We start from the raw sequence: 12,283 nt of genomic DNA on the forward strand, positions 1-12,283 counted from the left end.
TTCGGGGAAATCGTTTCAAGGGGTGGGGGCCCCTCGGCGGAATCCTTCGGGGAGCGTGGTTGGGGGAGCGCGGGTCTTTCGGGGAGCGTGGCCGGGGGCACGGGTCTTTCGGGGGGGTGCGGCTCTTGGGGAAGAGCGGCGCGAGGGGAGCCGGTGGACTGGGGGCCCGGCGGGGGTGCGGCGCTTCGGGGGAGCGCGGTGCGGGGAAAGCCTGGTGGTTCGGGGGAGGGGCGGGGCGTAGCCCTGGACGCGTGGCGCTGGGGGAGCGCGGTGCGGGGGCGCGCGGTGCGGGGCGCGCGGTGCCTCGAAGGGCGTGGTGGTCGGGGGCTCGGTGCGCAGGCCGGGTGCTCCGGGGCGCGGCGCGGGTGTGCGGGGCTCTGGGGGAGCGCGGCGGGGGCCGTGCCTCTTCGGGGCGGCGGGGGGCGTGCCTTTTCGGGGGTGCGGCGGGGGCGCGGCGCTTCGGGAGAGTGCGGCGCGGGGCCTGGAGGTTCGGGGACGCGGCGGGGGTCTAGCCCTTGTAGACGCGGCGCTTGGGGAGTGTTGCGCGGGGGGAGCCTGGGCCCTGAGGGGAGCGGGTCTCGGAGGCTCGGTGGGCAGGCCGAGCGCTCCAGGGCCCTGCGCGGGTGTGGGGTTCCGGGAAAGCACGGCGGGGGGCGTGCCCTTAGGGGCCCGGCTGGGGCATGGCGCGGGGGCCCTGGGGATTCGGGGAACGCGATGCTCAAGGCTCGGCAAGGAAGGTCCCGCGCTCTGGGCGTGGCGCGGAGGGCGGCCCTTGGGGGAAGCCCGGCGCGGGCGAGCCTGGCTTTCCCGGAGAGCTCAGCCCAGCCCCGTATCCCTGAAGAGACGGCCGCACTGAAGAGGCTTGCGTCTCACCGACTGACGAGCTTCACGACGTCACCCACCGACGAGGCACAGCCCGCAGAGCCCGTGCCCGTACAGCCCTCACCCACTCAGGTCACCAAACGGGCCATTCGCCTCATCCGCGCCTAGCGTGGTGCGCGTGGGAAGCGCCGGCCCCGACATCCGGCCCCGACATCCGGCCGAGCACCGGCCCGAGCATCGGCCCAAGCGCTGGTCCCCCACACCACTCCGATCAGCGGCCCCTCCCCCCCGGGGCCCCGGGCCCCCACCCCCACCCCGCCCCCCACCGGAAAGGCCGTCGGCCCATGGCTCGTCATGAGTACGCGCACCCCCGCCACCCCCTGCCCGGCAGTGATCGCAGGTGGCCCCTCAGGCGTAGCCGCGCGTCACAGGGACCGCCGACCCGGCCCCATGACGGACATCGCCCGCACCCCATACCCACCCACGACAAGGGCCGCTAAGGCAGGGGGTGTTCGCCTCCCCTCCCACTCGGCTCACGTCGCTCGCTGGGCGGCCATGTCCGGCCCGTGAGGGTGCGCGGGCTTACCGACGAACCGGTAGAGGTCGTGTTGTTTGGTAGGCGCACCCGACGGGGCGCCCCTGGCTGCCCCCACCGCCCGCCGCGGGCATCGGTATCCCCATCCCGCAGGTATGCCCGACGGGCGGCAATGACACGATGGGGGAATGGTGACAAAGCCCGAAGAATCCTCGGAGTGCCGGTCCATGGGTCCCGAGCCCTGGGTGGATGGGGAATCCCTGCACGCTGAGCTCCTCGCGGCGAAGAAGTGGGTTTACGACCCCTGTGGATTCATCTGCTCTCGGCCAATTCCCGAAGCGGAGAGTGCTGAGTACGCGGCACATGAATTCACTCTCGACGGTTCCTCCGTCCGGTTCCGGGTAGCCAAGACCACCCCGACGAAGGTCGGTCAGTTCGTCACGGTGTGGAAGCGGAGCCCCGGCGGGCCGATTCAGCCGTTCGACGCCGAGGATCCGGTGGATCTTTTCGTCATCAGCACTCGCGAAGGCGGCCACTTCGGGCACTTCGTCTTTCCGCGCGAGGTGCTCTGTGAGCGCGGCATCGTTTCCCGGAACGGCTCCGGCGGTAAGCGGGCGTTTCGCGTCTACCCGCCGTGGGTGGAGACCACCAACCGGCAGGCCCGCACCACCCAGGCGTGGCAGGTGAACCACTACCTCCAGATCCCTGCGGACGGGCCCCTCGACTCCGCGCGCGCCCGGGCGCTCCATCAGCCCTGACCGACAGAGCCGACCACCCCGCGGGACGGCGCGGCCCCCACTCATGCCCAGGGGCCCCGGCACCGGACGGCCCCAGCCCCACGCCGTCCGCTCCGGCCCCAGTCCCAAGCCGTCCGGTCCAAGCCACCCGATCCGGTCCAAGCCGACGCCTGACCCGCTCCCGCCCCGCCCGTACCCTGGACACGTGAGCCCCACCCCCGAATCCGAGCCGGTGCCCGCGCCCCACGAGGGCTCCGACGCCGAGCAGACCCCTTCCGACGCCGAGCAGGCCCCCTCCGAGGCCGAGCAGGCGCCCTCCGCCACCGAGCAGGCGCCTTCCGACGCTGAGCGCACCCCTGTGCCCTCACCCACCGTCCGCCCGGCGACCCCCCGGCCCGCCGCGAAGCTGATCTTCGACGACCCGCTGAACCAGCAGTCCTCGGACGACACCGACCGCGGCTGGGGCGAGCGCCCGGCCGGGGGCGACAGCGCTGCCGACCTGGCTCGTTTTCTGGACGAGAAGCCGCCCCACCACCTCTGAGCGGGGTGAGTGGGCGGCGTCCGCCGGCCGCGGGCGTCTGTTACTCGTGGGTCTTCTGGGTGCCGATCCTGCCCGAGGTGGAAGTGGGCGCGGACGGTGCGGCGGTGCGCTGGGCGAGCAGGGCATCGCGGATTTCGGTGAGCAATTCGATCTCGGTGGGGTCGGCGGGAGCCGCCTCCAGCGCCTGCCGGGCCGCCTGGCGTTCCTTCCACTTGTTGATCGGAAGGATCATGAGGAAGTAAACGACCGCAGCGGTGATCAGGAACGTCAGGGCGGCGCTGAGCACCGAGCCCCAGAGGATGTAGATCCCGTCGGTGAAGGCGCCCGTCTTGGGATCCTTGGCGCAGGTGGCGGTCAGACAGGCCTGGTAGTGATCGAGGTTCTGCGAGCCGAGCGCGCCCACGATGGGGTTGATGATGCCCTTCACCACCGCGTTCACGATGTTGGTGAAGGCAGCACCGACGACGACCGCGACCGCGAGTTCGATGACGTTGCCGCGCATCAGGAATTCCTTGAATCCCTGAAGGACGCCCTTGCTCTCGCTCACCTGACAGCCTCTTTCCATGCTCACTACGGACGGTGCACCAACAATCAGCACCGCAACTTACGGCAGGGCAGGGCAGAGGTGTCCAGTCGTGTGACATGAACCATCCAGCGGCCGGTGCGTCGGCGCGGAATCGGTGGTTCCGGGGGAGAGGGCCGAGCTTGCGGGCCGTATGGACGGAAACCGCGGTACCGGTGCGGTGGGCGCGCCCCCATTGGCGCGCGGCGGGTGCCCCGCCATGCGCAGCAGTCTCGCGTGGGGCGGGCGCGCAGGCCACTCGATCTTGGAGCATGGTCACCGCCCTCCCGGGGCCGCCGCCGACGGGCAGCCGGGGGCCGGGACGTCCCGTACGGCACCGTACGACGCCCCGCCGGCCAGTGCTGCGGCGGTCAGCGCCAGGCCTGCCGCCAGTAAGCGCTGCCGCGCGGGCCGTCCCCATCGGTGCCGGCCGCCGCCCGCCCGGACCGGTGCGAAGTGCGGCACTTCACACGGCGGGGGAGCGGGCAGCGGCGGGGAGAGGTAATCGGGGACGGCCGGGGAAGGGGGAGCGGGAGTGGTCCGGAGCATGGTGGCACCGCCAGAGGGTGAGGGGTCGGGTGAACCGCTGATCACCACCGTGCCGGAAGACTTCGCCCGCCTGCTCCGGGCTGTGGACGGCCCCGCTCCTGTGGACAACTCGGCCACCCGGGAGGGAGAGGGCCAGGGCGTGTCCGCAAGGTCCCGCCCGGCTGCGACGCCTGGCACGAACGCACCAGAAGCCGCGAGCCCCGCCCCCGGCGGACGACGGGACCTTGCGGGCAGGAGACGCCCTGGCGCTCCGCGGGGCGCTTACGGCAGCTCGATGCCCAGGTCCCAGCCGACGTGGGCGCCGGTGCACAGGCAGTCGCGGGCCGCGTTGTCGGGCAGGCCGGCGATCGCGTCGAAGAGGACCTCGCGCAGTCGGCCGACGTTCTCGGCGAAGACCCGGAAGACTTCGTCGTGGGAGACGCCCTCACCGGTCTCGGCGCCCGCGTCCAGGTCGGTGACCAGGGTCAACGAGGTGTAGCAGAGGCCCAGTTCGCGGGCCAGGACGGCTTCGGGATGGCCGGTCATGCCGACCACCGACCAGCCCTGTGCGGCATGCCAGCGCGATTCGGCGCGGGTCGAGAAGCGGGGGCCCTCGATGACGACGAGGGTGCCGCCGTCGACCGGCTCCCAGTCGCGGCCGCGGGCCGCCGAGAGGGCGGCCTGCCGCCCCGTGGGGCAGTACGGGTCGGCGAAGGTCAGATGGACGACGTTGGGGACGCTGCCGTCGGGGAGGGGCTCGCCGTCGAAGTAGGTCTGGGCGCGGGCCTTGGTGCGGTCGACGAGCTGGTCGGGGACCAGGAGCGTGCCGGGGCCGTACTCGGGGCGCAGCCCGCCGACCGCGCACGGGCCGAGGACCTGGCGTACGCCGAGCGAGCGCAGGGCCCAGAGATTGGCGCGGTAGTTGATGCGGTGCGGCGGGAGGTGGTGGCCGCGGCCGTGCCGGGGCAGGAACGCGACCTGGCGGCCGGCGATCTCTCCCAGGAACAGCGAATCGCTCGGGCGCCCGTACGGGGTGTCCACCGTGATCTCGGTCACGTCGTCGAGGAACGAGTAGAAACCCGATCCGCCGATAACGCCAATCTCCGCGTCAGCCATGCCGATCACACTATCGGGGCGCCGCGGCGGGGGAAGGCGGGTGGCGGAAACGAAAGAAAGCCGTAAGGCGACGGACCCCGCCGTCGGTGACGGCGGGGTCCGGGCACGTGCGGGGTCAGGCGGCGGAGCTGGTGCCCGAGCTGCTGCCGGTGGACGAAGCGGCGGCCGGGGCGGAGGACTTGCTGTCGGAGCTGCCGGACGAGGAGCTCGACGAGTCCGAGGAGGACGTCGTGCCCGACGTGGAGGCGCTCTTGGCGGGGCTGCTGCTGGACGACGAGCCGCGGCTGTCGTTGCGGTAGAAGCCGGAGCCCTTGAAGACGATGCCGACCGCGGAGAACACCTTCTTGAGGCGTCCGTTGCAGGCGGGGCACTCCGTGAGCGCGTCGTCGGTGAACTTCTGCACCGCCTCGAGGCCCTCGCCGCACTCGGTGCACTGGTACTGGTAGGTCGGCACTTGTCTTCCTCCTGGCACTCTCACTCGATGAGTGCTAACGACGCTCCATATTGCAGTATTCCCGCGCGCCAGTCCACCGTGACCGGCGGACGGTGACCGACTCCACGCTCGGTCAGGCGCGCGCCAGCTCCCGTTCGCGGTCCTCGGAAACGGCCGGGACCCGGTCCTCGGCGCCGTCCGCCGGGCCGCCGGCGGCCACGGTCGAGGAGCGCGGCAGCAGGTGGGCGCGGAGTGCCAGCAGCACCGTCAGGGCCAGCGCCGTACCGGCCAGCGGCACCAGGAAGCCCATGCTCGGGCCGAAGCGGTCCGCCAGCTGGCCTGACGAGGTGGCCGCGGCCGCCTGGCCCAGCGCGACCGCGCCGGTCAGCCAGGTGAAGGCCTCGGTGCGGGCGGCGGCCGGCACCAGCGACTCCACGAGGGTGTAGCCGGTGATCAGCGCCGGGGCGATGCAGAGGCCGACGACCAGGCCGACGGCGCCCAGCAGCGGCACCGCGGTGACCGCCCACAGCGGAGTGGTGGCCAGCGCCAGCAGCCCGTAGGCGACCAGCAGCCGGCGCCGCGGGCCGACCTTCCAGGCGATCGCGCCGCAGGCGATACCGGCGAGCATGTTGCCGCCCGCGAAGATCCCGTAGAGCACGCCGTTGATGCCGGGCTGCCCGATGTGCTGGGTGAAGGCCGTCAGCGAGACCTGCATCCCGCCGAAGACGGCGCCGATGCCGAGGAACGCCACGATCAGGACGCGTACGCCGGGCACCGACAGCGCCGAGACCCGCGGCCGGTCGCCGGCCTGCGACCGGTGCACCGGGGGCTGGCTGCGCCGCTGCGCGGCGAACAGCAGCCCGCCGGCCAGGGTCAGCGCGGCCTCGGCGACCAGCCCGGCCGCCGGATGGATGCCGGTGCACAGCGCGGTCGCCAGTACGGGGCCGACCACGAAGGTGAACTCGTCGGTCACCGACTCGAAGGCGGCGGCCGTCGGCATCAGCGGACTGCCGCCGAGCCGGGCGGCCCAGCGGGCCCGCACCATCGGGCCGACCTGCGGCGTCGAGGCGCCCGTGGGGACCGCCACCGCGAGCAGCGCCCACAGGGGAGCGTGGGCGAGGGCGAGGATGATCAGTGCCGTGACACCGGCGACATGCGCCAGGACGCCGGGGATCAGCACCGCGCGCTGGCCGAAGCGGTCGGCGAGCTTGCCGCTCTGCGGGGCGAACAGGGCCATCGCGACACCGGTCGTGGCGGACACCGCGCCCGCGGTGCCGTACGAGCCGGTGGTGGACTGGACGAGCAGCACGATGCCGATCGTCAGCATGGCGAAGGGCTGCCGGGCCAGGAAGCCGGGCAGCAGGAATGTCCATGCACCAGGGGTGCGGAGCAGTGGTCCGTATCCGGAACGGGAGTCCTTGACCGCGGATGCCACGGCCGGGCCTTTCTGCCGCCTGGTAGCGCGCCACCCGCGAGGTCGTCACGGGAACGCGCCGAGAGCTGTCCTCTCGCGCAGGACCGAGTGATACCGCGTGGTCCGCACCGGAAGAGGTGGCTGCGTAAGGCAGGGGGACCGCGGCCGCCGAGCGGTCGCGCCAGCTCTGCATCAGGCAGAGTTGGTTCGTCGATGTGCCTCTTCATACTACAGGCTGCGGGGCGTGAAGCCCTGGGATCGGTCAGGGCTTCACGCAGATTTCCTTGGGATCCGTGGAGAGATGCAGCACATTCCCGTCCAGGGAGCGGCCGGACCTCAGCGGTGGCGGTGGCGGGACCGTCCCGTGGGGCCGCCGGTCCCCAGCCAGCCGGCCAGCTTGCCGCCCTGGGAGACCGCCTGGAGCCGCCGCTCCGCCGCGTCGCGGACCGGATCGGTGGCGACCACCAGCAGCTCGTCGCCGCGCCGCAGCACCGTGGAGGGCGAGGGCACGAAGCTGGAGCCGTCCCGGACGATGAGGGTGACCGCGGCGCCCGCGGGCATCCGGAGCTCGCCGACCTCGACGCCGTGCATACGGGACGCCGGGCCGATGGACGTGGACAGCAGATGGCCGCGCAGCCGCTCCAGGGGCGCCGACTCGATGCCCAGGTCGGCGGCCTCCTCGCCGTCGCCCAGCCGCAGCCGTCTGGCCAGCCAGGGCAGCGTCGGCCCCTGGATGAGGGTGTAGACCACGACCAGGACGAAGACGATGTTGAAGACCCGTTCGCTGCCGGGCACCTCGCTCACCATCGGGATGGTGGCCAGCACAATCGGCACCGCACCGCGCAGTCCGGCCCACGACAGCAGGGTTTTCTCCCGCCACGGCACCCGGAACGGCATCAGCGCCACGAACACCGAGGTCGGCCGGGCCACCAGCGTGAGGATCATGCCGATCACCAGCGCCGGGACGATGTCGTCGATTAGGTTGTGCGGGGTCACCAGCAGGCCCAGCAGAACGAACATGCCGATCTGGCCGAGCCAGCCGAGGCCCTCGGCGAAGCCACGGGTGGCCGGGGCGTGCGGCAGTTTGGCGTTGCCGAGGATCACCGCGGCCAGGTAGACGGCGAGGAAGCCGGAGCCGTGCGCCAGGGCGCCGGCGGCGTAGGCGGAGACCGCGATGGCCATGACGGCGATCGGGTACAGACCGGACGCGGGCAGCGCCACATGCCGCATGCCGTACGCGCCGAGCCAGCCGATGGCCAGACCGATGGCGGCGCCGATCGCCAGCTCCAGGGCGATCTCACCGAGCAGGGTGTACCAGTGCTCGACCGGCCCCGCGGTGGAGAAGGCGACGACGAGGATGACCACGGGGGCGTCGTTGAAGCCGGATTCGGCTTCCAGTACGCCGGTCAGGCGGGCCGGCAGCGGCACACTGCGCAGCACGGAGAAGACGGCCGCGGCGTCCGTCGAGGAGACCACGGCACCGATCAGCAGTGCCTGGCGCCAGTCGAGTCCGGCCAGGTAGTGCGCTCCTGCCGCGGTGACCCCCACGCTCACCGCGACGCCGACCGTCGACAGTGCTGCCGCCCGGGGCAGTGCCGGTCTGATCTCTTTCCACTTGGTGCCCAGGCCGCCCTCGGCGAGGATCACGACCAGCGCCGTATAGCCCAGGAGTTGGGTCAGCTCGGCGTTGTCGAAGATGACGCCACCGGGCCCGTCCTGTCCGATGGCGACGCCTATCCCCAGGTAGATGAGCAGGCTGGGGAGCCCGCTGCGCGAGGAGAGCCGTACCGCGGCGACCGCAATGAGCAGTACGAGCGAGCAGATCAGCAGGAGTTCATTGAGGTGGTCGACAGACAGGAGCTGATCCTTCCTCGCACGGGTTCCGGTTCCGGGGGTGGCTTTCCTTACCCTATCTAGTTACTGAGACTAACAATTTACCATTACTTGAAGGTTGGCTGTGCTGGCGGTGACTCCGCGTAGGGGTCTTTGAACCCGTGCGCCTATGGTTGCTCCAGCACTCCCACCCTGCCCCTCGAAGGACAGAGATGCCCGCCAACAAGTCCGGCCCAGTCCCCAGGAAGAAGAAGGGGCGGCGCGGCCGCCTCGTCGCGATTACGGTCGTGCTGCTGCTCGTGGCGGGCATCGGCTTCGGCGCGTTCTGGGGTGTCAGTACCGTCCGTGCGTCGTTCCCGCAGACCACGGGCTCGCTCAAACTCCCGGGTCTGACCAACCCGGTGGACGTCACCCGCGACGCCCACGGCATTCCGCAGATCTACGCCGACACCGACGAAGACCTCTTCCGCGCCCAGGGCTACGTCCAGGCCCAGGACCGATTCTGGGAGATGGACGTACGGCGGCACATGACCGCCGGCCGGCTCTCGGAGATGTTCGGCAAGAGCCAGGTCAAGACCGACTCGTTCCTGCGCACCCTCGGCTGGCACGAGGTGGCGCAGAAGGAGTACGACACCAAGCTGTCGGCCGGCACCAAGAAGTACCTCCAGTCCTACTCCGCGGGCGTCAACGCCTACCTGAAGGACCACGAGGGTTCGGCGGTCTCCCTGGAGTACGCGGCGCTGGACTTCGAGAACGACTACAAGCCCGAGAAGTGGACCCCGGTCGACTCGGTGGCCTGGCTCAAGGCGATGGCCTGGGACCTGCGCGGCAACATGCAGGAGGAGATCGACCGGTCCCTGATGACCAGCCGCTTCACCCCCGCGCAGATCACCCAGCTCTACCCGGCATACCCGTACAAGCGGAACAAGCCGATCGTCGAGGGCGGCTCGGTCGACCCCGCCTCCAAGCGGTTCACGCCCGGCGGTTCGGCCAACGCCGCCCCGGCCGGCCCCGGCGGGGTCACCGCCGGCCTCCAGTCGCAGCTGTCCTCGCTGTCCAAGACGATGAACGAGGTCCCGGCGCTGCTCGGCCCCAACGGCAACGGCATCGGCTCCAACTCCTGGGTCGTCTCCGGCGCCCACACCACCACCGGCAAGCCGCTGCTCGCCAACGACCCGCACCTGGCACCCCAGATGCCGTCGCTCTGGTACCAGATGGGCCTGCACTGCCGCACCAGGAGCCCCAAGTGCAACTACGACGCCTCCGGCTTCACCTTCTCCGGGATGCCCGGCGTCGTCATCGGCCACAACCAGGACATCTCCTGGGGCATGACCAACCTCGGCGCCGACGTCACCGACCTGTATCTGGAGAAGGTCAACGCCGACGGGTACTTCTACGACAACAAGCAGCAGCCCTTCATAACCCGCAAGGAGACCATCAAGGTCGCCGGCGGTGAGAGCCGCGAGATCACCGTCCGCTCCACCAGGAACGGGCCGATCGTCTCCGACCGTGACGGCGAACTGGCCAACGTCGGCAAGGACGCCCCCGTCGGCAACGCCGCCCCGGACCGCGGTGACGGCTACGCCGTATCGCTGCGCTGGACCGCGCTGGACCCCGGCAAGTCCATGGACGCCGTCTTCGAGATGAACCGCGCCAAGGACTGGAACAGCTTCCGCAAGGCCGCCGCGCACTTCGAGGTCCCGTCCCAGAACCTGATCTACGCCGACACCAAGGGCAACATCGGCTACCAGGCCCCCGGCCGGATCCCGGTCCGCGGCAAGGGGGAGGGCCAGTTCGACGGCACCTACCCGGCGCCCGGCTGGAACCCGAAGTACCAGTGGACCGGCTCCATCCCGCAGAAGGCCCTGCCGTACGAGTACAACCCGAAGCGCGGCTACATCGTCACCGCCAACCAGGCCGTCACCGACGAGAAGTACCCCTACCTCCTCACCAAGGACTGGGGCTACGGCTCCCGCAGCCAGCGGATCAACGACCTGATCGAGTCGAAGATCAAGGACGGCGGCAAGGTCTCCACCGACGACATGCAGGCCTTCCAGAAGGACAACAGCAGCGAGATCGCCCGGCTGCTGACGCCCTACCTGACGAAGATCGACATCAAGGACAAGTACGTCCGCGACGCCCAGCAGCTGCTGGAGGGCTGGGACTTCACCCAGGAGCCCGACTCCGCCGCGGCCGCCTACTTCAACGCCGTCTGGCGCAACACCCTCAAGCTCGCCTTCGGCAACAAGATGCCCAAGGAGGTACGCCCCGACGGGCAGTGCCTCACCGTCCGCCCGGCCGACGAGACCGGCCCCGCCGACGAGAACGACAAGTACATCCGCGAATGCGGCGAGCGGGCCGGGGACACCGCCCAGCCCGACGGCGGCGACCGCTGGTACGAGGTCGTCCGCGGCATCCTCGACGACCCGGACAACGCCTGGTGGAAGACCGAGGACCGGCCCAACCGCCCCGGTGACAAGAACCGCGACCAGCTCCTGGCACACGCCATGAAGGACGCGCGCTACGAGCTGACCTCCAAGCTGGGCAAGAACATCGACAACTGGAGCTGGGGACGGCTGCACCAGATGTTCCTGACGAACCAGACCCTGGGCACCGATGGACCCGGCATGCTCCAGGGCCTGTTCAACCGCGGCCCCTGGAACCTCGGCGGCGGTGAGGCCGCGGTGGACGCCACCGGCTGGAACGCCGCCGGCGGCTACCAGGTCACCTGGGTCCCGTCGATGCGGATGGTGGTCAACCTCGCCGACCTCGACAAGTCCCGCTGGATCAACCTCACCGGCGCCTCCGGGCACGCCTACGACGCGCACTACTACGACCAGACCGACAAGTGGGCCAAGGGCGACCTGCTGCCCTGGGCGTACAGCGAGAAGGCCGTGAAGAACGCGGGCAAGGACACGCTGACGCTGTCCCCGTAGGGGCGGGCGCCGCGCACGCCGCCACCTGGTGAGCGCCGAGCCGTCGGGCGGGCCGGAGGAATCCGGTCCGCCCGACGGCTTTTCCGGCTCCTGCCGGGCCGCGCTGCCGGGTCGCGCGCCGGGTGCGCTGCCCCAGCAGCCGCCCGCCCGTATACGGCCCGCCTCAGCCCTCCGCGGACTCCCCCGGCTCCGTGAACCGATGCACCCCCGACGGGGTCACCGCGGCATGCACATGCCGGTCGTGCGGCTCGCCCGGCACCTCCGCCAGCACCTCCGCGTCGTACAGCAGCACCACCAGCGACGCCCGCGCCCCGGCCCGCTCCAGCCGCGCCAGCACCCGGTCGTAGGAGCCGCCGCCGCGCCCCAGCCGCAGCCCGCTGCGGTCCACCGCGAGCCCCGGCAGCAGCACCACGTCCGCCTCCGTGACGGCCTCCGGGCCCAGCCGCTGCCCGTCCGGCTCCAGCAGCCCGCGGCCCGCCCGTACGAGGCCCTCGGCGCCCTCGTAGAGCGCCCAGTCCAAGTCGTTGTCGGGCAGCAGCACGGGCAGCAGCACCTGCACCCCCTCTGCCCGCAGAAGATCGAGCAGGGCGCGGGTGGAGGGCTCACCGCCTATCGAGACATACGCGGCAACCGTCGGCAGCGCCCCGGGCCGCGACGCGACCGGCCACACCAACTCGTCCAGCTCCAGCGCACGTCGGGCCAGCGCCTCGCCCGTCGCCGCGACGACATCCCGCGGCAACGCTCTCCTCACCTCCAGGAGGTCCTGCCGCAACCTGCGCTTCCTATCGTGGCCAATGCTCACTGTGCGCCCTTGCTCCCGCTCTCA

The 12,283-nt window shown here is 71.3% G+C and carries 9 protein-coding genes; 3 read left to right on the forward strand and 6 right to left on the reverse strand.

Features of this window, described 5'->3' with window-relative positions; all coding sequences use genetic code 11:
• Positions 1 to 1,584 precede the first annotated feature (1,584 nt).
• Positions 1,585 to 2,115 (forward strand): MepB family protein, encoded by a 531-nt coding sequence (locus TU31_RS19320; protein ID WP_042156669.1) that lies wholly within the window; start codon positions 1,585 to 1,587, stop codon positions 2,113 to 2,115.
• A 337-nt stretch (positions 2,116 to 2,452) separates the two neighbouring features.
• Positions 2,453 to 2,635 (forward strand): hypothetical protein, encoded by a 183-nt coding sequence (locus TU31_RS19325; RefSeq protein WP_042156671.1) that lies wholly within the window; start codon positions 2,453 to 2,455, stop codon positions 2,633 to 2,635.
• 40 nt (positions 2,636 to 2,675) lie between these two features.
• Here the strand turns inward: TU31_RS19325 and mscL are convergent, their stop codons facing one another.
• The 5 genes from mscL to TU31_RS19350 all read right to left on the reverse strand — a co-directional run bounded on the left by mscL (position 2,676) and on the right by TU31_RS19350 (position 8,545).
• Entirely contained in the window at positions 2,676 to 3,182 is a 507-nt protein-coding gene (gene mscL, locus TU31_RS19330) for a large conductance mechanosensitive channel protein MscL (RefSeq protein ID WP_181018632.1), read from the reverse strand.
• 825 nt (positions 3,183 to 4,007) lie between these two features.
• Positions 4,008 to 4,841, reverse strand: coding sequence for an S-methyl-5'-thioadenosine phosphorylase (locus TU31_RS19335; RefSeq protein WP_042156216.1), 834 nt, complete (start codon positions 4,839 to 4,841; stop codon positions 4,008 to 4,010).
• 115 nt (positions 4,842 to 4,956) lie between these two features.
• Positions 4,957 to 5,295 (reverse strand): FmdB family zinc ribbon protein, encoded by a 339-nt coding sequence (locus TU31_RS19340; RefSeq protein ID WP_042156218.1) that lies wholly within the window; start codon positions 5,293 to 5,295, stop codon positions 4,957 to 4,959.
• 112 nt (positions 5,296 to 5,407) lie between these two features.
• Positions 5,408 to 6,709, reverse strand: a complete 1,302-nt coding sequence (locus tag TU31_RS19345; RefSeq protein ID WP_042156221.1) for an MFS transporter — start codon at positions 6,707 to 6,709, stop codon at positions 5,408 to 5,410.
• A gap of 315 nt (positions 6,710 to 7,024) precedes the next feature.
• Positions 7,025 to 8,545 (reverse strand): potassium/proton antiporter, encoded by a 1,521-nt coding sequence (locus TU31_RS19350; protein ID WP_042156223.1) that lies wholly within the window; start codon positions 8,543 to 8,545, stop codon positions 7,025 to 7,027.
• 188 nt (positions 8,546 to 8,733) lie between these two features.
• On the opposite strand from TU31_RS19350, the gene TU31_RS19355 reads away from it, so the two are divergent.
• Positions 8,734 to 11,457: a penicillin acylase family protein gene (locus TU31_RS19355; protein ID WP_042156225.1), complete on the forward strand. Its 2,724-nt coding sequence runs from the start codon at positions 8,734 to 8,736 to the stop codon at positions 11,455 to 11,457.
• Positions 11,458 to 11,620: 163 nt separating this feature from the next.
• Here TU31_RS19355 and TU31_RS19360 read toward each other — a convergent pair whose 3' ends face one another.
• Positions 11,621 to 12,229 carry a 5-formyltetrahydrofolate cyclo-ligase gene (locus TU31_RS19360; protein WP_078885864.1) on the reverse strand — a complete coding sequence of 203 codons (609 nt, stop codon included), beginning with the start codon at positions 12,227 to 12,229 and terminating at the stop codon, positions 11,621 to 11,623.
• Positions 12,230 to 12,283: the final 54 nt, after the last annotated feature.

This window comes from Streptomyces lydicamycinicus (assembly GCF_000829715.2).
GTDB lineage: Bacteria > Actinomycetota > Actinomycetes > Streptomycetales > Streptomycetaceae > Streptomyces > Streptomyces lydicamycinicus.